Source organism: Amycolatopsis sp. NPDC041971 (assembly GCF_055588925.1).
The window spans coordinates 155957-176934 of sequence record NZ_JBVJCE010000018.1; the positions used below are offsets into that span (position 1 = coordinate 155957).

Genomic DNA, 20978 nt, shown 5'->3' on the forward strand with positions numbered 1-20978 from the left:
CGCATTCAGTCCTCTGGATGCGAAGGGGTCCCGTGAGAAAGCGCTTTCTTTGGAGGAGTTCATTTTGTTCCCTCTTCCCGGCGGCATCGGTCTTTCCCATCTGCGCGCCTACGAATGGGAGGCCGTGGACGGGGTGTGCGGCGGCAGCCCGCATCTGCACCTGGCTTGCACCGAGGCCTACGTCGTCACCGGTGGACGTGGCGCGGTGCAGACGCTCGACGTCGGCGGCTATCGGGAGACCGAACTCGAACCCGGTGTCGTCGCGTGGTTCGCGCCCGGCACGGTCCATCGGATGGTGCAGCGCGACGACCTGCGGATCACTGTGCTCATGCAGAACAGCGGGCTGCCCGAAGCGGGGGACGCGGTCTTCACCTTTCCGCCGCCGATCCTCGCCGACCCGGGCGCGTACGAGGAGGCGGCCGCGATGCCCGCGGACGACGACGCCGCCCGCCGTCGCCGCGATCTCGCGATCGAGGGCTATCTGCCGATGCGCGAAGCCCTCGTGTCGGGAAACCCCGGCCCGTTGAGGGATTTCCACCGCGCGGCCGCCGCGTTGGCCGCGCCGAAGGTCGCCGCCTGGATCCCACGTTGGCGTGCCGGTGCGCTGGCCGCCGCCGAGTTGACCGGGGAACACCTGGAAGCGCTCGCGAACGGCGACGTGAGCCATCTGGAGCGGGCCGGGGTACGGGTCGCCGCTCCGTCCAAAGAGGACGGTTATGGCATGTGCGGGCACCGAACGGAGTACCTCCTTGACATGTGACCATATGGTCACCTATTTTTGCCGGTATGACCCACTCGCGCAGGACCCTCGTCACCGTGCTCGTCGCGCTCCTCTTCGGGACGCTGTTCACCACCGCGCCGGCGGCCGCCGGAGAACGCCCCCGTGTCCATGAGGGAACGATCGACGGCGCGGACTTCCTGGTCAAAGTGCCGAAACGCTGGAACGGCACGCTGGTGCTCTACAGCCACGGGCTCTACGTGCACCCATGGAAGCCGGAGCGGATCATGCTGGCCACCAGACCCGAGACCGAGACCTGGCTGCTCGACCAGGGCTACGCGCTGGCCGCGTCGAACTACAAGGGCGTTTTCGGGCACGCGATCGAGGAGGCCTTGACCGATCAGATCGCGCTGCTGGACTGGTTCCAGGTCAAGGTGGGGAAACCGCGGCGGACCATCACCAGCGGGATGTCCATGGGCGCCGTGATCTCCCTGAAGCTGGCTGAGAACAACCCGGGCCGGTTCGACGGCGTCCTGACGCAGTGCGGCGAGTACGACGCCAACGGCACGTGGAACAGCGCGCTGGACATGCTTTTCGCGCTCAAGATCCTGTTGGCGCCGGAGGCGGACATCGACCTCGTCCGGCCCCGCGACCCGCGGGCCGCGCAGGCGGCACTCGAAGCCGTCGTGCTCGAAGCCCAAAAGACCGAGGCGGGCCGGGCGCGGATCGCGCTGGCCGGAGCGCTGGGCACCATTCCGGGCTGGGCCCTCGCGCACGAACCGGAGCCGACGGCGCCCGCCGACCGCCTCGCCCAGCAGGCGCTGTGGGTCACCGGGGCCTACCTGTACGGCTACGGACCGTCCGCACGCCCCGAAATCGAACGCCGGGCCGGCGGTAACCCGTCCTCCAACACCGGGATCGACTATCGGCGTCAGCTCGGCCGCTCCGCCGGGCTCGACCTGGTGCGGCACGCCTACCGGGCGGGAGGCGTGGATCTGGAAGCCGATCTGGACCGGCTCGCCGCGGCCCCGCGGATCTCGGCGGATCAGAAGGCGCGGGCCTACCTGCACCGCTACACCGTGGCGCGCGGGACCACGCCGTCACCCGTGCTGACCGCGCACACCACCGGTGACGGCGGTGCCGTCGCGGGACAGGCCCGGTGGTACGGCGATCAGGTCCGGCGCAATGGTGATCCCGGTCTGCTGCGGCAGACCTACGTCAGCCGGGGCGGTCACTGCTCGTTCAACGCCGCCGAGGAGATCGTCCTGCTGCGCACCCTGCTGTCCCGAGTGGACACCGGCCACTGGCCGTCCACCGAGCCGCGCCGGCTCACCGCCGCCGCGACCGCACTCGGCTCCGCGTACCGGCTCGTGCCGGAGCTGTTCGACCCGCGGGGCGAGGAGAAGGCCATGGCGCCGTTGTTCACCCGATTCACCCCGCCGGCCCAGCCGAGGCCGTCCAGGTGAGGCCGCTCAGTCCTTGCCGCCACCACCGGCGCTGGCCGACGGCGTGATGATGACGACGCGGTCGTCGCTCGAAACCGGTGAGCCGCCGTCCTTGTTCATCGTCCCGGTGAGCGCGATCTGCGGATTGACCATGCTCATCGCGGAAAGCCTGCCGAAGGTCTTCGGCGGCTTGCCGACCTTGCCGTCCATGGCGACGCTGGGTTTCCCGGTCACCGCTCCGTCCGGGGTGACCGGGAGATTCTGCAGGTTGCCCGCGATCGACGTCGTGATGGAGAGATAGCCGGTGGCACCGACGAAATCCGCGCAACCCGCCACGCCGGGTTTGTCGGTCCAGCTCCACGCCGGGGTGGTCAGCGGCTGGCCACCCCGGAGCCGGTGCAGCACGTCCTTGTCGGCCAGCCTGTCGGTCAGCCACAGGCGCGAACCGGTCTGGTCACGGCAGATCCCGCCGGGGGAGTGCACGCCGGTCGAGAAGACCGCCGAACCCGGCGTGGGGTTGCCCGCCGCCGGTTTGCCCGACGTGTCGATGCGGAGCACCTTCCCCGCGAGCGACGCGGGATCGGCCGAGAGCCCGGCGTTGCCCGCGTCGCCGGTGGCGACCAGGAGCGCGCCCTTGGCGTCGGTGCCGATCGCGCCGCGATTGCCGGTGGCGCCCTTGGGGATGCCGGTCAGCACCGGTTTCGGTGCCTGGCCCTTCGCCAGCCGGACGACCCGGTTGTCGGTCGGCGTGGTGATGTAGGCGAAGACGAGCTGGTCTTCGGCGAAACCGGGGGAGAGGGCGAGCGAGGTGAGGCCGCCGTCGCCGGAGCCGTCCACGGGGATGGTGGCCCAGGCTGCCGGGTCCTTCTCCGCGGCGGCGAGCACGATCCGGCCGCTCTTGCGTTCGCCCGCGAGCGCGCTGGGCGCGGTGCCGTCGCCGGGAAGCGCGGCCACGGCGGCGACGGTGTCCAGGCAGGTCGCGATGACGGCCTTGTCGAAGTCCTTGCACCCCTGCGGCGGCGGGACCGGCGTCGGCGTCTGGTTCGGCCCGTTGCCGCGGCCGGGACCGGTGTCGCCCGCTTCACCGCCGGGCCCGATCTGCGGCGGGACCACGGGGGACGGCGGATTGACCGGGGTGAACTTCTGGCCGGCGGCCGTATTGTCGAAGTCGGCGCAGCCGGAGAGCATCAGCGCGCCGCAGGCCAGCATGGCCAGCGGCGCGGTCCATTTCCGCCGGTACCGGGTACGCACGGGCCAAGCCTAGGTGGGCGTGCGTGAGCCAACGGTAAGCGGCACTGGATACCGTGGTGATCATGACAGTGACCGTTCTCGTGCCCGACGCAGAGGGAGTGGCCGCGCTTTCGGAGATCGAGGGGGTGCGTCCGGTGGTGTACCGCCACGGCGAGCCGGTGCCCCCCGAAGCCGCCGAGGCCGAGGTCCTCGTGACCGGTGACCGGCCCACCGAGGAACTCTGGCGCGAACTGCCGAACGTCAAACTCGTGCAGCTGCTGGTGGCGGGCGCCGAGGACTGGATCGGCAAGGTGCCGGACGGAGTCCTGCTCTCGACCTGCCGCGGCGCGCACGGCGGAAGCTCGGCCGAGTGGGTCGTCGCGGTCCTCCTGGCGATTTACCGCGGTCTCCACGACTTCGCCGACGGCCTGCGACGGAAGCACTGGGAACGCCGGACCACCGACACCCTCCAGGGCAAGCGAGTCCTCATCATCGGCGCGGGCGACCTCGGCAGGCACCTGCGCCATCGGCTGGAGACGTTCGACGTGCGCTGCACGATGGTCGGCGTGAGCGCTCGTGAGGGCGTCCACGGCGTCGACGAACTCCCCGCCCTGCTGCCCGAGCACGACGTCACGGTCCTGATGGTGCCGCTCACGCAGCACACCCGCGGCATGGTCGACGCGGAGTTCCTGGCCGCGATGCCGGACGACGCGATCCTCGTCAACGTCTCGAGGGGACCGGTCGTGGACACCGGGGCGCTCGTCGCGGAACTCGCTTCCGGACGGTTGCGCGCGGCTCTCGACGTCACCGACCCCGAGCCGCTGCCCGCCGGGCATCCGCTGTGGGACGTGCCGGGACTGCTGCTCACCCCGCACGTCGCGGGCGCGGTGAGCGGGCGGCGGCAGCGCGCCTACGCGGTGGTGGCCAGGGAACTGAGCCACTATCTGGGCGGGGAGCTGCCGAGGAACCTGGTCCACGGCGAATACTGAACAGCGTGGCGAAACTTCATGTCGGCTGTGCGATGTGGGCGCACAAGGCGTGGGCCGGTCGGTTCGTGCCGCGGTCGTTGCCCGCGGGGGAGCGGCTGCGGGCCTACGCCGGCTGGTGCAACGCGGTCGAGGGCAACACCACCTTCTACGCGACCCCCACACGGGACACCGTCGCGACGTGGGCACGGCAGACCGATCCCGGCTTCCGGTTCGTGGTGAAGCTGCCCAAGATCGTCACGCACGAACGACGGCTCACCGGTGTCGAGACCGAGATGCGGGCGTTCCTGGACGCGATCGAACCCCTCGGCGAACGGGCGGTCCTGTGGACGCAGTTGCCCGGCTCGTTCGGCCCGCCGGACACCGACGTCCTCGGCCGCTTCCTGCGCCGGCTCCCCGCCGATCGCCGACGCGCCGTGGAGGTGCGGCATCCCGAGTTCCATACCGACACCCGCTCGACGTCGCTGCTGGAGAGGACACTCGCCGACGCGAACGCCGAATGGGTGCCGTTCGACACCACGGTCTTCTTCCGGAGACCGCCCGCCGGCGAGGCCGAGCAGGACGCCTGGGGCAAGAAACCGCGGCTGCCGCGGCGGACGCGGGCGCTGACCGACCGGCCGATCGTCCGTTACCTGGGCCGGGACTCGACCGAGGAGACCGTCGAGGGCTGGCGCCCGTGGACCGAGGTGGTCGCCGAGTGGCTGCGTGAGGGCCGGTCGCCGACGGTCTTCGTGCACACCCCCGACAACGACGACGCACCGCCGCTCGCCCGCCGGTTCCACGACGACGTGCGTGCCCTGGTACCCGGCCTCGCCCCGCTGCCCGAGCCCGAACCGATCGAGCCGGCGACCCTGTTCTGAGCCGTCCGTCCAATCACGTGTGTCGTCTGTTCCGACACGGGAGGGGTCGGCGTAGGACGTGGCACTGGTCGCCTGACGGGCCGGTTTCGCCTACCCTTCGCGCGTGAGCGATGACTACCAGACCAGCATGATCTCGGACGTGGCCGAGCCCGCCAACGGCCCGAACCCGGCGGAGACCAGGGGCGGGATCGATCTCGGTCTGCTCGTCCTGCGAGTGGTGCTCGGCGTGACCATGGGCGCGCACGGACTGCAGCACCTCTTCGGTGCCTTCGGCGGGCCCGGGGTCGGCGGCTTCGCCAGGGTGCTCGGCAACTTCGGCTACACCACCCAGACCACGCTGCTTTCGTGGATCACCGGGATCAGCGAGGTGGTCGGTGGCACGCTCGTACTGGTGGGCCTGTTCACCCCCGTCGGCGCCGCCGCGCTGCTGGGTGTCTGCGCGAACATCGTGTACGTGAAATTCGGCGGAGGGTTCTTTCAGAAGGAAGGGCAGGGCTTCGAATTCGAACTCCTGCTGGCCGCGGCTTCGCTGACCGTCCTGCTCGCGGGCTCCGGGCGGATCGCGCTCGACGTCAACACCCCGTGGCGGAAGCGGCCGCTTTCGTTCGGGCTGATCGGTCTTCTGCTGGCGGCGGCCGCCTCGGTCGTGGTGATCGTTCTCTGCCGCTGACGGCCCCTCGCGTGTGCTATGAACGGACCGTTCCTTGCAAATTTGGCAAGGAACGGTCCGTTCATAGCAGCCGGAGTGCCCGAGTGACCTACTTGTTCGGGTCCCGCACCGCGCCGGTGTCGGCCGAAGTCGCCATCCGCGCGTAAGCCCGCAGCGCGGCGGTGACCTTCCGGTCCCGCGCGACCGGCTGCCACGGCCGCTCGCTCGCCTCCATCTTCGCGCGCCGCTCGGCGAGGACGTCCGCGTCGACGAGCAGTTCGAGACGGCGTTCGTGGACGTCGAGCAGGATCCGATCGCCGTTCTGGACCAGGCCGATCGCCCCGCCCGCGGCCGCCTCGGGCGAGATGTGCCCGACCGAGATGCCCGACGAGCCACCGGAGAACCGGCCGTCGGTGATCAGCGCGCACTTCTTGCCGAGGCCGGAGCCCTTGAGGAACGCCGTCGGGTGCAGCATTTCCTGCATACCGGGGCCGCCCGCCGGGCCTTCGTAGCGGATCACCAGCACCTCGCCGGGCTGGATCTCCTTCTTGAGAATGGCCGAAACCGCCTCTTCCTGGCTTTCCAGCACCCGGGCCGGGCCCTCGAAGTGCCAGAGTTCCTCGTCGATGCCCGCCGACTTGATGACGGCGCCGTTCTCGGCGAGGTTGCCGCGCAGGATCGCGAGCCCGCCGTCCTTGGTGAAGGCGTGTTCGACGTCGTGGATGCAGCCGTCCGCGGCGTCGGTGTCCAAAGAGGACCAGCGGTTCTCGGTGGAGAACGCCTCCGTGGTGCGGACCCCGCCCGGCGCGGCGTGGAACAGTTCGATCGCGCGCTCCGACGGTTTCTCCGCGCGGATGTCCCAAGTGGACAGCCAGGACTCGAGATCCGGCGAGTGCACGGAGTGGACGTCGGTGTTCAGCAGGCCGCCGCGGTACAGCTCACCGAGGATGGCCGGGATTCCGCCGGCGCGGTGGACGTCCTCCATGTGGTAGTCCGAGTTCGGCGCGACCTTCGACAGGCACGGCACGCGGCGGCCGATGTCGTCGATGTCGTCGATGGTGAAGTCGACCTCGCCCTCCTGCGCGGCGGCGAGGATGTGCAGCACCGTGTTGGTCGAGCCGCCCATGGCCATGTCGAGGGCCATCGCGTTCTCGAACGCCTTCTTCGACGCGATCGAACGCGGGAGCGCGGACTCGTCGTCGTTCTCGTACCACCGCTTGCACAGCTCGACGACGGTGCGTCCGGCGTCCTCGAAGAGCGCCTTGCGGGCAGCGTGCGTGGCGAGGGTGGAACCGTTGCCCGGCAAGGAGAGCCCGAGGGCCTCGGTGAGGCAGTTCATCGAGTTCGCGGTGAACATGCCCGAGCACGAACCGCAGGTCGGGCAGGCCGAACGCTCCACAATGGACAGCCCGTCCTCGTCGACCTCGCTGCTGGCCGACGCGGCGATCGCGGTGATCAGGTCGGTCGGTGCCTGCGCGACCCCGCCGACGACCACGGCCTTCCCCGCCTCCATCGGCCCGCCGGAGACGAACACCACGGGGATGTTGAGCCGCATGGCGGCGTTCAGCATGCCCGGGGTGATCTTGTCGCAGTTGGAGATGCAGACCAGCGCGTCGGCCTGGTGCGCGTTCACCATGTATTCGACCGAGTCGGCGATGATCTCACGCGAGGGCAGCGAGTACAGCATTCCGCTGTGCCCCATGGCGATCCCGTCGTCCACGGCGATCGTGTGGAACTCGCGGGCGACACCGCCCGCCTCCTTCACCGCACCGGCCACGATCTCGCCGAGGTCCTTGAGGTGCACGTGCCCCGGCACGAACTGGGTGTAGGAGTTCGCGATGGCGACGATCGGCTTGCCGAAGTCGCTGTCGGTCATTCCGGTGGCGCGCCAGAGTGAGCGCGCGCCCGCCGCGTTGCGGCCGTGGGTGGTGGTCCGGGAACGGAGTTGAGGCACGGCTGACTCCAAGGTTCGGGATGAGACCAGGGCGAACGGGCACCAAACTGGTCCTACCAATCCTACTCCCCGGAAGCTTCCCGCTTTTCCGGAGCCTTGTCCACGTCGTCGGTAAGCCCGGAAGGATCGGCCACATGCCCCGCGCTGACCAGCGAGATCACCGGCAGATGGCGAGTACGTACGGCGGGGAGGGCGATCTTGGTGTCGTCCTTCAGTACGGCCCGCACCTTCGCCTTCTCCGTGATGGCGAGGCCCTTGAGCGAGGCCCACGGCAGATCCCGCCGCCCGAACATCGTGCGGACTTCCAGTCCCTTGGCCGTCGCCGTCGTGCGGGTCCGGATGACGAACACCGCCAGCGCGATGGGGAAAAGGTAGAGCCACTGGAGGTACGGCACGTCGCCGAACGCGACAGGCGTCACACAAACGACGAGGAATGCGATCGCCAGCAACGCCGTGTTCGGGATTTTGAAGACGGCCGTGCGGTCCTCGTTCGCCTGTTCCTGCTGCTTTTCTTCTGCCACGTCAAAGATGGTGCACCGCCGCCTCCCTGGCCCCGAACGCGGGTCGCGCCATCCACCGATGGTGTCCAGCATGCGGAATCGCCGTCCCGCAGAGTTGACACTCTTGACGGCGACCGGCTAGCTTCACTCTCGTGACAACGCAGACCGGCCTCGTACTTCCCAAGCGCGTCGACGCTTAGGGAAGTCTCCGCTGCGTCGACGCGCGACCCTCGTGCGACCACTACGGTCGGCGGGGGTTTTTTGATGTTCAAAACATTGGCACAGCGTTGCCTGGAACAATTTCACTTGCCCGACCAGCCGATGAATACCCGAACGAGTGACTAGACAAGACGAGGCAGACAAGCGATGACCAGTGCCACCTCGCGAGCTGAAGCGAATGCCGGAACCTCTGGAGCACGTCCCAAGCCGGCGCCGCCGGCCGGGACCCCGGTGCGGGTCACGGGCGCGCAGTCGCTCGTCCGCTCGCTCGAGTCGGTGGGCGCGGAAGTCGTGTTCGGTATTCCCGGCGGCACCATTCTCCCGGCGTACGACCCGTTGCTCGATTCGACGAAGGTCCGCCACGTCCTGGTCCGCCACGAACAGGGCGCCGGCCACGCCGCCACCGGGTACGCGCAGGCGACCGGCAAGGTCGGTGTGTGCATGGCCACTTCGGGTCCCGGCGCGACCAACCTGGTCACCCCGCTGGCCGACGCGAATATGGACTCGGTCCCGGTGGTCGCCATCACCGGTCAGCAGTCCCGCGCGCTGATCGGCACGGACGCCTTCCAGGAAGCCGACATCTGCGGCATCACGATGCCGATCACCAAGCACAACTTCCTGGTCACCGACCCGGCGGACATCCCGCGCACCATCGCGGAAGCCTTCCATCTCGCCTCGACCGGCCGCCCTGGCCCGGTCCTCGTGGACATCCCCAAGGACGTCCTGCAGGAGATGACCTCCTTCTCCTGGCCGACGGAGATGCGGCTGCCGGGCTACCGGCCCACGCTGCGCCCGCACGGCAAGCAGGTCCGCGAGGCCGCCCGGCTGATCAGCAAGTCGCGCCGCCCGGTCCTCTACGTCGGCGGTGGCGTGATCAAGGCCGACGCCTCGCGCCAGCTGATGGAATTGGCCGAGCTGACCGGGATCCCGGTCGTCACCACGCTGATGGCCCGCGGCGCCTTTCCCGACTCGCACCCGCAGCACCTCGGCATGCCGGGGATGCACGGTTCGGTCGCGGCGGTCGCCGCGATGCAGCGGGCGGATCTGCTGATCGCCCTCGGCGCCCGCTTCGACGACCGCGTCACCGGGCAGCTGTCGTCGTTCGCGCCGGACGCCGCCATCGTCCACGCCGACATCGACCCGGCCGAGATCTCCAAGAACCGCAAGGCGGACGTGCCGATCGTCGGCGACTGCGCGGAGATCATCACCGAGCTGATCGAGGCCGTCCGCGCCGAGACCGACAAGTCCGCGAAGCCGGATCTGAAGGACTGGTGGACGCAGGCGAGCGCTTGGCGTGACGACTACCCGGCCGGTTACGAGTGGCCCGAGGACGGGACACTTTCCCCGCAGTACGTCATCGAGCGCATCGGTTCGCTCGTCGGCCCCGACGCGGTCTACACCGCGGGCGTCGGCCAGCACCAGATGTGGGCCGCGCAGTTCGTCAAGTACGAGAACCCGCGCACCTGGATCAACTCCGGTGGTCTCGGCACGATGGGCTTCGCCGTCCCCGCCGCGATGGGTGCCAAGTTCGGTATGCCGGACAAGCAGGTCTGGGCCATCGACGGCGACGGCTGTTTCCAGATGACGAACCAGGAACTGGCCACCTGCGCCATCGAAGGCGCGCCGATCAAGGTCGCCGTCATCAACAACGGCAACCTGGGCATGGTCCGCCAGTGGCAGAACCTTTTCTACTCCGAGCGGTACTCCAACACCGATCTCGGTACGCACAAGCACCGCATCCCCGACTTCACCCTGCTCGCGGAGGCGCTCGGCTGCGCCGGGCTCCGCTGCGAGACCAAGGAGGACGTCGACGCCACCATCCGGCGCGCCATGGAGATCAACGACCGCCCCGTCGTGATCGATTTCGTGGTGGGGAAGGATGCCCAGGTGTGGCCCATGGTGGCCGCGGGCACCGGTAACGACGAAATCATGTCCGTGCGCGGAATCCGCCCGCTCTTCGACGACGACGAGGTCGCCGCCGAGGCGGAGCTGAACGCCGCCACAGAAGGAGACGCCCGATGAGCGTGCACACCCTGAGCGTTCTGGTCGAGAACAAGCCCGGTGTCCTCGCGCGGGTTTCCGGACTGTTCTCCCGGCGTGGTTTCAACATCGAATCCCTCGCCGTCGGGCCCACGGAGAATCCCGAGGTGTCCCGGATGACGATCGTGGTCGCCGTCGAAGAGCTACCGCTCGAACAGGTGACCAAACAGCTCAACAAGCTGATCAACGTCATCAAGATCGTGGAATTGGAAAAGTCCACAGCCGTGCAGCGCGAACTGCTGCTGGTCAAGGTCCGGGCCGACGCCACCGTGCGCAGCCAGGTCCTCGAGACAGTCCAGCTTTTCCGCGCGAAAGTGGTGGATGTGTCCCCCGAGGCGCTCACCGTCGAAGCCACCGGGACTTCGGACAAGATCGGTGCCCTGCTGCGGATGCTGGAGCCCTATGGCATCCGCGAACTGGTCCAGTCCGGAATGGTCGCGGTCGGCCGGGGCGCCCGATCCATTACCGCCACCTCCGCTCGATAAAGAATTCTGTAAGTCAGGAAAGGAAGTAGTACCCCTCATGGCAGTGGAAATCTTTTACGACGACGACGCGGACCTTTCGATCATCCAGGGTCGCAAGGTCGCCGTGATCGGCTACGGCAGCCAGGGTCACGCGCACTCGCTGAGCCTGCGCGACTCCGGCGTCGATGTCCGCATCGGTCTGCCCGAGGGCTCGAAGTCGCGGGCCAAGGCCGAGGAGCAGGGTCTCCGCGTGCTCACCCCGGCCGAGGCCAGCGCCGAAGCCGACCTGATCATGATCCTCGCGCCGGACACCAAGCAGCGCGCCATCTACGAGAAGGACATCGAGCCGCACCTCAAGGACGGCGACGCGCTGTTCTTCGGCCACGGCTTCAACATCCGCTACGACCTGATCAAGCCGCCGGCAGGCGTGGACGTCGCCATGGTCGCCCCGAAGGGCCCGGGCCACCTGGTCCGCCGCCAGTTCGTCGACGGCAAGGGCGTCCCGGCGCTCATCGCCGTCGAGCAGGACGCCTCCGGCAACGCGCAGGCACTCGCGCTCTCCTACGCGGCCGCCATCGGTGGCGCCCGCGCCGGTGTCATCAAGACGACCTTCACCGAGGAGACCGAGACCGACCTCTTCGGCGAGCAGGCCGTGCTCTGCGGTGGTGCCTCCGCGCTGGTGCAGACCGGTTTCGAGGTGCTCACCGAGGCCGGCTACGCCCCGGAGATCGCCTACTTCGAGGTGCTGCACGAGCTGAAGCTGATCGTCGACCTCATGTACGAGGGCGGCATCGCGCGTCAGCGCTACTCGATCTCCGACACCGCCGAGTACGGCGACCTGACCCGCGGTCCGCGCGTCATCTCGCCGGCGGTCAAGGAAGAGATGAAGAAGATCCTCGGCGAGATCCAAGACGGCACCTTCGCCCGCGAATGGGTCGCCGAAGACGAGGCCGGACGGCCGAACTTCACCAAGCTCGAGGAGCAGGGCAACCAGCACCCGATCGAGGAGACCGGCAAGAAGCTGCGCGACCTGATGTCGTGGGTGGACCGGCCGATCACCGAGACCGCCTAGTTTCACCGCTTAGTTGTCGCCGCGAAGGGGCCCTTCATCGTGAAGGGCCCCTTCGTTTTGCGCGCTGGAAAGCGATAGCGTGGACACCATGAGTGAGCAGCCGGTGGACGACAAGGCCCACATCCGGCCAGAGCTGGATCTGCGCGACGCGAAGTGGATCCGAGGGGAACCGGAAGGCGCGAACCTCGAAGACAGCGTCGAGTACGCGCTCGTGCCGCACAGCGACGGCGTCACTTACACCGCGATGCGCCGATCGTCCGATCCGGACGGTCACCTGCTGGTGTTCACGCCGACCGAATGGGACGCGTTCGTGAAAGGCGTCCGGGACGGCGAATTCGACCTGCCCGCCTAGACCGTATGATCGAGCCGCTTGCCCGTGGTTCGGTCAGTCCGGGTAGTCGACGCTCATTCCTCGCAGGCCCGTGGTGTCCTGGGGGCAGTTCACCTTCGATTCCTCGTTCCTGTTCGCCCACGCGCCGAAGTACCACCGGTATGTGGGCTGCGTATAAGTGCGGCACTCCGCCGCGGCTCGGTGTGCGCGTTGGGTGCATTTCGACGAAACCGCCCACGAGCCTGTGCTCCGCCACACCCTGCAGTCAGGTGGAATGGCCTGGGTCGACGCGGATACGGCCGGTGCGGCCGCCACCAGCAGGCCGGCGGCGATCGCCATCACCGCCGCGGCCGGCCTTCCCGCGACTCCCGCGCGCACTGTCGATCGAATTCTCGACATCGAGTCCTCCCTCACGGTGGCAAAGCCCGGCGGATCCGAACTCGCCATCGGGTGCACGCATTCGCCGATGAGGCCGTTGCCACCCGATAAGCACGATCACCCGGATGGAGCCGTGGCGCCTTGTCTGACCATCGGGCCGATGTCGCCGGTCTCACGGGTCTTCCAGTCGACCGGGTGGACGCCGGCGGCGTGCACCCGGACCAGGATCCGGGCTGGGGACGGATCTTTCGACGTCGACGAGTTCGAGGATTTCGGGGCCGCCCAGGCGGTTCTGGCTGATCGCTCACATGGGGCCCTGACCCAGGTGCTCGACGACGCCACCTTCGATGGCACCGCGAAGGCCACCGTCACTTACGCGGTCACCGTGAAGTCGCCCGTGCGCGGTGACCACCGGCTCCGCAACGTCGTCACGTCCGACACGCCGGGCGTCAACTGCCCGCCCGGTTCGGCGAAGCCGGATTGCGGCACCGATCCCCGGGTGCCGCCTGATCCGCCGACACCGGAGAAGCCGAACCCGCAGCCGCCGACCACCCCGCGTCCGCCCGGTCTGGCCGTCACCGGTTCGCCGGTGAAGACGATGACGGTGCTGGCACTGGGGATGCCGGCCATCGGCGCCCAGCTGTTCCTGGCCGGATGGCGACGAAGGGAGTCCTGACCGCAGTTGAGGTCGTGAGTGTTTTCGGGTCGTCCCAATGACCCGAAAACACTCACGACCTCGCCGGCTCGAGGTCAGCCCTGTTCGAGGGGAAGGCCCGCGTCGGCCCAGTCCTCGATGCCTTCCCGGTACTTGCGGACGTCGGTGTAGCCGAGCGCGGTGAGCCGGTCGGCGACCTGTCCGCTGTTGGGGCAGGCGGGGTTCGAGCAGTAGGTGACGATCGCGGCGCCGCGGTCGGGCAGCACAGTGGCGGCCTGCGCGTCGACGTCGGCGAGAACGAGGGGAACGGCGCCGGGCAGATGCTGCTTGGCGTAGTACTCGCCACCCAGGGCGTCGACCACCGTCACGGTCTTCGCGTCGATTGCGGCCTTCAGCTCGTCACGGGTGATGAGTGTGGTCATGTCGCTACCTCCAGTCAATCGGACTATAGTCCGCATGTGCCTCTTGACCATAACGGACCGCAGTCCGCTTATGCAACCTCGTTGGAACTCCTGCGCACGCCGCCGCCCAAGGAGCGCGCGGACGCCGCCCGCAACCGGGCCGCCATCCTGGACGCGGCCGCGTCGCTGTTCGCCGAGCACGGCGTCGACGCGGTATCGATGGACCAGGTGGCGGCGGCCGCGGGTGTGGGCAAGGGGACGCTGTTCCGCCGCTTCGGCGACAAGGCGGGACTGGCCGCGTCGCTGTTGGATGCCAGGGAACGCGTGCTCCAGGAGGGAGTCCTGCAGGGACCGCCTCCGCTGGGCCCCGGCGCCCCGCCATCGGAACGGCTCGTGGCCTTCGCCGATGCTTACCTCGATTACTTGTTCAAGCATTTGCCGCTGGTGCGGATGTCGGAGACCGCGGCGCCGGGGGCGCGTTACCGCATCGGCGCCTACCGCTTCTGGCATCGGCACGTGGCGATCCTGCTCGACGGCACGCCCGACCCGGAGCACGCCGCGCACGCCCTGCTCGCGCCGATGGCGGCCGAGCACGCGACGGCGTTGCTGCCGGAACTCGGCGAAGAGCGGCTCCGCGCCGGGATCACGCGCCTGTGGCAGGCGATGAGTTCCGGTCGATCAGGCGGATCCGGCCGCCGCCATCACTAGATGCCAAGAGGTCGCGATGGCTTCGATCCGGCAGTCCCGCAGGCGGAAGTGCTCGGCGGTGTGCTGGATTCCCATCGGCAGCAGGGTTCGCATGTCGTAGACCAGTGTCGCCTCCGAGTCGCCGTACAGCTCACTGATCATCTCGACGCGGGTGACGACCTGGAGAAAACCGGGGAGTCCGGCCAGATGGCCGTCGGCGTCGGCGCTCATCCGCGGGCTTCGGAATGTGAACGCGTCGGTGAGCGGGGCGGCTGCGGCGGTTACGTCGCCCGCGAATCTCGCCCGGTGATAGGCCTGGACGGTTTTCCGTGTCGTGTCGGTCATGAACGTTCTTCCAGATAGCGGGCCAAACAATCCTGGTTTTCCACCACACGCAGGCAGAGGTGTCGGAACAACGCGGTTTCGGCTGGGGTGAACCGCGGAAGACCGCCGCCATGGCCGCTTGCGAGGGCCGACGGAACTCGTCGAGCCAGGTCCGTCCGGCAGGGATGATCCGGGCGAGTACGGAACGCCTGTCCTCCGGCGCGGGGACGCGATCGGCGAGTCCGCCCCGCTCCAGCGTGTCGACGAGGCCGGTGACGTTTCTCGAACTCACTCCCGCCGAGGCGGCGAGATCCTTGATGCTGATGCCGGTTTCGTCGACCGCCAGGCGGAGCAGGATGTCCAGGGCGCCGGGGCTGAGCCCGCGGTCGCCTGTCCCCGTCGAACGCAGTTTGTCCAGGCCGCGAGCCGCCGCGCGGATGGTCGCGGCCGCTTCCAGGACACCGTGATCGTCGGCGGACACCGGCCTATCGCTGCCAAGACAGATGGCCGCGGTCGTGCCCGATCGTTCGTATCCGGTCTCAGGGCGCCTTGGTGGACATTCGTGCGAGTTTGGCTTTCGAGGGGACGCCCTTATTGTCGACCGCGACGAGCAGTAGTCACCAGGCGGTGCCGCAGTACTGTTGGCTGGCGCCTCCGCTGCGACGACCCCGTTTCACCATCGGCATCGATCAATTCGTAGGGCATCCAGTCGGCACCGCTCGCAATCAGGCAGCCCTCTGCGGGGAGGACCAACCCGGCCAATCTTGATGTGCTTCGCGATCGCTCACGACGACGGAAGCTAGCAGAAACCATCCATGACCTGCAAAAACTATGCTGTTAGTTCAGTTAACAGGCCGCATGCAAGCCGTGGCTCCCCCTCAGGCGTCCCGCAGCACCGCCAGGATCTCCGTCTGCTCGAAGTGCTCGGCCCACCCCAAGGCCGACGACGAGTACAGCGAGTCTTCGACCGAAGGATCCGCCCCCGCCTCGAGCAGAGTGCGAACCGCGTCCACGTGACCGCCCTGCACGGCAAGGTGCAGCGCCGTGACACCCTCCCCATGGGAAAGCCCGCCGAACGTCCCCCGCTGGTCGACCGAAGCCCCGAGTTCCGACAAGGTCTTGATCGCCGAAGTCTTCCCCTGCGCGGCGGCCCAGGTCAGCGCCGTGCCGCGGTAGACGTCGGCGTCCACGTCCGCGCCCCGCTCCACCAGGGTCCGCACCGCGTCGGAGCGGTCGTTCCGCGCGGCCCACGAAAGCGCCTCGTCGATGATCTCGGCCGGATCGTCGCTCGGCCGCCATTCCGGGAAACCGCTGTGCGGCCGGTGGAACTCGCGATGCGCGCCGGCCTCGGGGGAGAGCGTGCCGTCCGGCGCGAGCAGCGGATCGAGCAGGTCGGCCCGGCCGAGTCCCGCCGCCACCCGGAGGTTGCCGGGGGAGAGGTCGCGCGAAGCCAGCAGCTCCGCCGCCTCACGGTGGCCCCAGAACAGTGCGACCACCAGCGGTGTCCCGCCGTCACCGCGGGCGGAAACGTCGACCGGGGCGCCCGCGTCGAGCAGCATCGTGACCAGCAGCGGCAGCCCGGCGTACCCGGCCTGGTGCAACGCCGTCCAGCCGTGGACGTTGGCCGAAGCCGGATCGGCGCCGTGGTCGAGCAGGAGCCGGCACAGCCGCTCGTCGCGGGTCGCGGCGGCCATGCCGAGCAGGTCGTTCCCGTTCTTCCCGTGCGCGTGGACGAGCGTGGGCAGGTCGCCGATCAGGCGCGCGAGCCCGGCGAGGTCCCGCGCGTCGATCAGTTCCCGTGCCCGTTCGAAAGCGAGTTCAGCCGGTGACGTCACGCTTCCGCACGCTACCCCCGACCCCCGACAGAACCCGCCATTCGGCCAGCGGGATCCGGTCGTCCCCGGTCAGGACCTGCAGACAGACGTGATCCGCCCCCGCGTCCAGATGCGCCCGCACCCGGGCGCCGATCTCGTCCTCCCCGACGGCGACCAACGCGTCCACCAGCCGGTCGGAGCCGTAGTCCTCCTCGGTGAACCCGAACCGCCGCAGATTCGCTTGATGGTGGACGGCCAGGTCCAGATACATCGACACGTGCCGCCTCGCGATCTCCCGGTCCGATCCGAGGACGACGGCCTGCTCGACGGCGAGGAAGGCCGAAGGCCCCATGACCTCCCGCGCCAGCGCGGTGTGCTCGACGGGGACGAAGTACGAATGCGCCCCATCGGTGCGTTCCGCGGCCAGTGCGAGCATCTTCGGCCCCAGTGCGGCCAGCACGCGCCGACGCGGGGAGTCCGGTGTGGACAGTTCGGCCTCGTCCATTCCGTCGAGATAGCCGCGCATCGCCTCCAGTGGTTTCGCGCCCGGCAGGTGACCACCCAGTCCGAGGACGAACCGGCCGGGGTAGGCCTCGGCGAGAGTCCGTTCGGCGGCGGCCGCGGCGACGGGTGTCCGGTGGGAGAAGCGCGCGATGCCGGTGGCGACGGTCAGCCGGGAGGTCGCCGCCAGCAGCAGGCCCGCCTGCGTGAACGCCTCCCGCCCCCGGTATTCCCCGAACCACACCGTGTCGAAGCCGAGTTCCTCGACTTCTGCAACCGCCTCGCGGACCGCGCCGATTTCCATGCCGTCGAACGAGAACGTCCAGATCCCGACGCTCATCGGCTCACCGCCGTCAACGCCGGAGCGAGCCGTTCCAGATGGTCCACTATGGACGATAGATCGTCGCCCACCGGATTGACGAGCACGGTGTCCGCGCCGGCGTCGACGAGGTCCTTGATCCGCACGGCGATCCGCTCTTCGTCGCCCCACGCCGTCAGCCCGTCGACGAGCCGATCGCTGACGTCGTCGATGTCGGCGTCGGTGTAGCCGAGCCGCTTCCAGCCCTTGAAATAGTGCGGGATGCCGTATTGCTTCATCAGCCCGATGTCCCTCGCCACGCTCTTCCGCGCCTGTTCGCGATCGCCGAGCAGAACCGAATGGGTGGGGATGAGCAGCTTGTCCCGGCCGAGGATCTCGCGGGCGTACGGCGTGTGCTCGAAGGGCTGGGCGAACGGGTGCGCGCCGTCCGTGAGATCCCGCGCGAGTCCGAGCATCTTCGGGCCGACGGCGGCGAGGACGCGCGGGAAAGGTACCGGCGAAGGGAATTCCTCCGCCGCCGCGGACATGGCCCTGAGGTACTCACGGGTCTGCTCGAGCGGCCGGTAGTCCGAACCCGCTTTCGCCGCCTGATGTGAGTGCCCGATCCCGACACCGAGCACGAACCGGCCGGGAAAGGCCTCCGCGAGCGTCCGCCCGCCGCTGTGGGCGGTGTACGCGGGCCGCGACCAGATGTTCGCGATCCCGGTACCGACCACCACCCGTTCGGTGGCGGCCAGCGTGATGGCGCTGTACGCGAACAGCTCCCGGTTCCCTGGCCCTTCGCCGCCCCAGACGGTGCGATAACCCAGCTCTTCCAGGCGCCGCACGGCCCGCCGTTCCTCGTCCGGTGTCGGCGTGAACAGGCCGACCGGCAGCCAGACGCCCACCGGGCCCAGCCGCTTTCGCGTTCTTTCGATCAAGGTCATTCCCGGTCTCCCAGTTAACATGAGGCAGCCTCCGCTTACGCCTTCGACTATACGGAGGCTGCCTCCGATTTGTCGAGACTAAGCTCGGGAGCGCGATGGACACCGAGAAGAAGCCGCTGCGGGCCGACGCCCGGCGCAACTACGAGCGCCTCGTCGAAGAGGCGAAGCGCGCCTTCGCCGCGCACGGGGTCGAGGCGTCGCTGGAAGAGATCGCGCGCCGGGCCGGTGTCGGCATCGGAACGCTCTACCGGCACTTCCCGACGCGAGAGGCATTGGTCGAGACGGTGCTTCGCGAGGGCTACGACGCGCAGGCCGCGGTGGCCCGCGAACTCCTCGGCTCCCCGGATCCGGTGGACGCGCTCAAGGCCTGGTTCGCCGGGATGGGTGAACAAGGGGCGCGCTACCGCGGACTGCCCGAACTGATGGTCGACGTCCTCGACGACGAGACCTCGCCGCTGTATGCCTCCTGTCACGCGATGCGGAACCAGGTGTCCCACCTGGTGGACAGAGCGAAGGCTTCGGGTGAGCTCCGGGCGGACGTCACCGTGCACGAGTTGCTGGTGCTGCTGCACGCGCTTTCCTGGGCCAGCGAACACCTTTCGGGTGACAAGGGCCTCGAACGGCTCCTCGACCTCGTTTTCGCCGGATTACGGGCGAGTTAACAATCCCCTGTCACCAGGGCTAAACTGCGGCGCAACCGGGCACAACGGCGTGACCGTCAACCGCTTCGAGGCACTTTTTCCCGTCGAGAAGCCAAACAACCCCGAGTCGCAGGCACAGACCAGATAGTGGGAGCCGTATCGTGACCAAGCCGAACAAGCCCGTCGTCCTCATCGCCGAGAAGCTCGCGCCTTCCGTGCTGAGTGTCTTCTCCGACGAGGTCGAGGTCCAGCATGTGGACGGCACGGACCGCCCCGCGCTGCTCGAAGCCGTGAAGACGGCGGACGCGCTGCTCGTGCGGTCCGCCACCAAGGTCGACGCCGAGGTCCTCGGTGCCACCACCTCGCTCAAGGTCGTCGCCCGCGCCGGCGTCGGACTGGACAACGTCGAGGTCCCCGCCGCCACCGAACGCGGGGTGCTGGTCGTCAACGCGCCGACCTCGAACATCGTCTCCGCCGCCGAGCACGCCGTCGCGCTGCTGCTCGCGGTCGCTCGCCGGGTCCCGGCCGCGGACCAGAGCCTTCAGGGCGGCGCGTGGAAGCGCAGCGCCTACTCCGGCGTCGAGATCCAGGGCAAGACCATCGGTGTGGTCGGTCTCGGCAAGATCGGCCAGCTGTTCGCGCAGCGGCTCGCCGCGTTCGACACCAAGCTGATCGCGTACGACCCCTACGTCTCCGCCGCCCGCGCCGCGCAGCTCGGCATCGAGCTGGTGACGCTGGACGAGCTGCTGGAGCGCGCCGACGCGATCTCCATCCACCTGCCGAAGACCCCTGAGACCAAGGGCCTGATCGGTGCCGAGGCGCTCAAGAAGGTCAAGCAGGGCGTCATCATCGTCAACGCCGCGCGCGGTGGCCTCATCGACGAGGAGGCACTGGCGGACGCGGTGCGCTCCGGCCACGTCGGCGGCGCCGGTGTCGACGTGTTCGTCACCGAGCCGACCACCGAGAGCCCGCTGTTCGGGCTGCCGAACGTCGTCGTCACGCCGCACCTCGGCGCGTCGACCGCCGAGGCGCAGGACCGCGCGGGCACCGACGTCGCGAAGTCCGTGCTGCTCGCGCTGCGCGGCGACTTCGTGCCGGACGCGGTGAACGTCGCGGGCGGCGGCACGGTCGGCGAACTCGTGCGGCCGTACCTCTCGCTCACCCAGAAGCTCGGCACCGTGCTGACCGCGCTCAACCCGAAGGCGCCGTCCTCGGTCACCGTCGTGGTCAAGGGCGAGCTGTCCAGCGAGGACGTCAGCGTGCTCCCGCTCGCCGCCGAGCGCGGCGTGTTCTCCGGTGTCGTCGAGGACCAGGTCACCTTCGTGAACGCGCCGCGGGTGGCGGAGGAACTGGGTGTCCAGGTCGAGCTGGTCACCGAAACCGAAAGCCCCAAGTTCCGCAGCCTGGTCACCGTCCGCGCGGTCTACGCCGACGGCGCGACCCTGTCGGTGTCCGGTTCGGTCACCGGCAAGGACGAGGTCGAGAAGCTGGTCGAGGTCAACGGCCGCCACTTCGACCTGCGTGCCGAGGGCAACGTGCTGCTGCTCGAGTACCCGGACCGCCCGGGCATCATGGGTCGCGTCGGCACGCTGCTCGGCGAGGCCGGTCTCAACATCGAGGCCGCGCAGATCAGCCAGACCACCGACGGCGCGGACGCCGTCATGTTGCTGCGGGTGGACCGTTCCGTGGACTCGCACCTGCTGGAGCCGATCGGCGCCACCGTGGGCGCGCACACGATTCGCGCGGTCGACTTCGGCTGACCTCCGAGTACATGAAGGCCCCCTTCCTTGCGCCTGGGTACAGGAAGGGGGCCTTCATGTACTTTCTCGCAATTAGTCGACTAACTGCGATCGTTGTGTGTGCG

At 68.8% G+C, this 20978-nt stretch carries 21 protein-coding genes and 1 pseudogene; 13 read left to right on the forward strand and 9 right to left on the reverse strand.

The features are described from left to right. The first annotated feature begins 64 nt into the window (after nucleotides 1-64). Nucleotides 65-760, forward strand: coding sequence for a cupin (locus tag ACZ6DT_RS30975; protein ID WP_465602013.1), 696 nt, complete (start codon nucleotides 65-67; stop codon nucleotides 758-760). Nucleotides 761-786: 26 nt separating this feature from the next. Then, nucleotides 787-2184 carry a DUF6351 family protein gene (locus ACZ6DT_RS30980; RefSeq protein WP_465602014.1) on the forward strand — a complete coding sequence of 466 codons (1398 nt, stop codon included), beginning with the start codon at nucleotides 787-789 and terminating at the stop codon, nucleotides 2182-2184. Nucleotides 2185-2190: 6 nt separating this feature from the next. Here ACZ6DT_RS30980 and ACZ6DT_RS30985 read toward each other — a convergent pair whose 3' ends face one another. Further along, nucleotides 2191-3414 carry a PQQ-dependent sugar dehydrogenase gene (locus ACZ6DT_RS30985; RefSeq protein WP_465602015.1) on the reverse strand — a complete coding sequence of 408 codons (1224 nt, stop codon included), beginning with the start codon at nucleotides 3412-3414 and terminating at the stop codon, nucleotides 2191-2193. A 62-nt stretch (nucleotides 3415-3476) separates the two neighbouring features. Between ACZ6DT_RS30985 and ACZ6DT_RS30990 the strand changes: the two genes are divergently transcribed. From ACZ6DT_RS30990 to ACZ6DT_RS31000, 3 genes are all read left to right on the forward strand, one after another. Beyond that, nucleotides 3477-4382 carry a 2-hydroxyacid dehydrogenase gene (locus tag ACZ6DT_RS30990; RefSeq protein ID WP_465602017.1) on the forward strand — a complete coding sequence of 302 codons (906 nt, stop codon included), beginning with the start codon at nucleotides 3477-3479 and terminating at the stop codon, nucleotides 4380-4382. Nucleotides 4383-4414: 32 nt separating this feature from the next. Continuing rightward, on the forward strand, nucleotides 4415-5239 hold the full coding sequence (locus ACZ6DT_RS30995; RefSeq protein ID WP_465602078.1) for a DUF72 domain-containing protein: 825 nt from the start codon (nucleotides 4415-4417) through the stop codon (nucleotides 5237-5239). 127 nt (nucleotides 5240-5366) lie between these two features. Then, on the forward strand, nucleotides 5367-5909 hold the full coding sequence (locus ACZ6DT_RS31000; protein WP_465602080.1) for a DoxX family protein: 543 nt from the start codon (nucleotides 5367-5369) through the stop codon (nucleotides 5907-5909). An 88-nt stretch (nucleotides 5910-5997) separates the two neighbouring features. On the opposite strand, the gene ilvD is transcribed toward ACZ6DT_RS31000, so the two are convergent. Then, on the reverse strand, nucleotides 5998-7842 hold the full coding sequence (gene ilvD / locus ACZ6DT_RS31005; protein WP_465602018.1) for a dihydroxy-acid dehydratase: 1845 nt from the start codon (nucleotides 7840-7842) through the stop codon (nucleotides 5998-6000). Nucleotides 7843-7904: 62 nt separating this feature from the next. After that, a complete protein-coding gene (locus ACZ6DT_RS31010; protein WP_465602019.1) occupies nucleotides 7905-8363 on the reverse strand; it encodes a PH domain-containing protein in 459 nt (152 codons plus the stop codon). A gap of 345 nt (nucleotides 8364-8708) precedes the next feature. On the opposite strand from ACZ6DT_RS31010, the gene ACZ6DT_RS31015 reads away from it, so the two are divergent. From ACZ6DT_RS31015 to ACZ6DT_RS31035, 5 genes are all read left to right on the forward strand, one after another. After that, entirely contained in the window at nucleotides 8709-10583 is a 1875-nt protein-coding gene (locus ACZ6DT_RS31015) for an acetolactate synthase large subunit (protein ID WP_465602020.1), read from the forward strand. After that, complete coding sequence (gene ilvN, locus ACZ6DT_RS31020; protein ID WP_364036122.1) at nucleotides 10580-11086, forward strand: acetolactate synthase small subunit; 507 nt, start codon at nucleotides 10580-10582, stop codon at nucleotides 11084-11086. The genes ACZ6DT_RS31015 and ilvN overlap by 4 nt, the downstream gene beginning before the upstream one ends. 37 nt (nucleotides 11087-11123) lie before the next feature. Beyond that, nucleotides 11124-12137 carry a ketol-acid reductoisomerase gene (gene ilvC / locus ACZ6DT_RS31025; RefSeq protein ID WP_410652044.1) on the forward strand — a complete coding sequence of 338 codons (1014 nt, stop codon included), beginning with the start codon at nucleotides 11124-11126 and terminating at the stop codon, nucleotides 12135-12137. Nucleotides 12138-12225: 88 nt separating this feature from the next. Further along, nucleotides 12226-12489: a DUF397 domain-containing protein gene (locus ACZ6DT_RS31030; RefSeq protein WP_465602023.1), complete on the forward strand. Its 264-nt coding sequence runs from the start codon at nucleotides 12226-12228 to the stop codon at nucleotides 12487-12489. 253 nt (nucleotides 12490-12742) lie between these two features. Beyond that, complete coding sequence (locus ACZ6DT_RS31035; RefSeq protein WP_465602024.1) at nucleotides 12743-13522, forward strand: hypothetical protein; 780 nt, start codon at nucleotides 12743-12745, stop codon at nucleotides 13520-13522. Nucleotides 13523-13596: 74 nt separating this feature from the next. Here the strand turns inward: ACZ6DT_RS31035 and ACZ6DT_RS31040 are convergent, their stop codons facing one another. Further along, nucleotides 13597-13923 carry a rhodanese-like domain-containing protein gene (locus ACZ6DT_RS31040; RefSeq protein ID WP_465602026.1) on the reverse strand — a complete coding sequence of 109 codons (327 nt, stop codon included), beginning with the start codon at nucleotides 13921-13923 and terminating at the stop codon, nucleotides 13597-13599. 81 nt (nucleotides 13924-14004) lie between these two features. Between ACZ6DT_RS31040 and ACZ6DT_RS31045 the strand changes: the two genes are divergently transcribed. Further along, nucleotides 14005-14610: a TetR/AcrR family transcriptional regulator gene (locus tag ACZ6DT_RS31045; RefSeq protein WP_465602081.1), complete on the forward strand. Its 606-nt coding sequence runs from the start codon at nucleotides 14005-14007 to the stop codon at nucleotides 14608-14610. Here the strand turns inward: ACZ6DT_RS31045 and ACZ6DT_RS31050 are convergent. The 5 genes and pseudogenes from ACZ6DT_RS31050 to ACZ6DT_RS31070 form a co-directional block, all read right to left on the reverse strand. Beyond that, nucleotides 14581-14934, reverse strand: a complete 354-nt coding sequence (locus ACZ6DT_RS31050; protein WP_465602027.1) for a hypothetical protein — start codon at nucleotides 14932-14934, stop codon at nucleotides 14581-14583. The two genes, ACZ6DT_RS31045 and ACZ6DT_RS31050, sit on opposite strands and share 30 nt — an antisense overlap. Nucleotides 14935-15172: 238 nt before the next feature. After that, a pseudogene (locus tag ACZ6DT_RS31055) lies at nucleotides 15173-15394 on the reverse strand (MarR family winged helix-turn-helix transcriptional regulator); the annotation flags it as partial. Nucleotides 15395-15791: 397 nt separating this feature from the next. Next, nucleotides 15792-16748 carry an ankyrin repeat domain-containing protein gene (locus ACZ6DT_RS31060; RefSeq protein ID WP_465602028.1) on the reverse strand — a complete coding sequence of 319 codons (957 nt, stop codon included), beginning with the start codon at nucleotides 16746-16748 and terminating at the stop codon, nucleotides 15792-15794. Then, nucleotides 16732-17568, reverse strand: coding sequence for a TIGR03620 family F420-dependent LLM class oxidoreductase (locus tag ACZ6DT_RS31065; protein WP_465602029.1), 837 nt, complete (start codon nucleotides 17566-17568; stop codon nucleotides 16732-16734). The genes ACZ6DT_RS31060 and ACZ6DT_RS31065 overlap by 17 nt, the downstream gene beginning before the upstream one ends. Then, entirely contained in the window at nucleotides 17565-18473 is a 909-nt protein-coding gene (locus ACZ6DT_RS31070; protein ID WP_465602030.1) for a TIGR03620 family F420-dependent LLM class oxidoreductase, read from the reverse strand. The genes ACZ6DT_RS31065 and ACZ6DT_RS31070 overlap by 4 nt, the downstream gene beginning before the upstream one ends. A gap of 95 nt (nucleotides 18474-18568) precedes the next feature. On the opposite strand from ACZ6DT_RS31070, the gene ACZ6DT_RS31075 reads away from it, so the two are divergent. Together ACZ6DT_RS31075 and serA are read left to right on the forward strand one after the other, a co-directional pair. Further along, nucleotides 18569-19135: a TetR/AcrR family transcriptional regulator gene (locus ACZ6DT_RS31075; RefSeq protein ID WP_465602031.1), complete on the forward strand. Its 567-nt coding sequence runs from the start codon at nucleotides 18569-18571 to the stop codon at nucleotides 19133-19135. A gap of 140 nt (nucleotides 19136-19275) precedes the next feature. Further along, entirely contained in the window at nucleotides 19276-20874 is a 1599-nt protein-coding gene (serA, locus tag ACZ6DT_RS31080; protein WP_465602033.1) for a phosphoglycerate dehydrogenase, read from the forward strand. The last annotated feature ends 104 nt before the right edge of the window (nucleotides 20875-20978 follow it).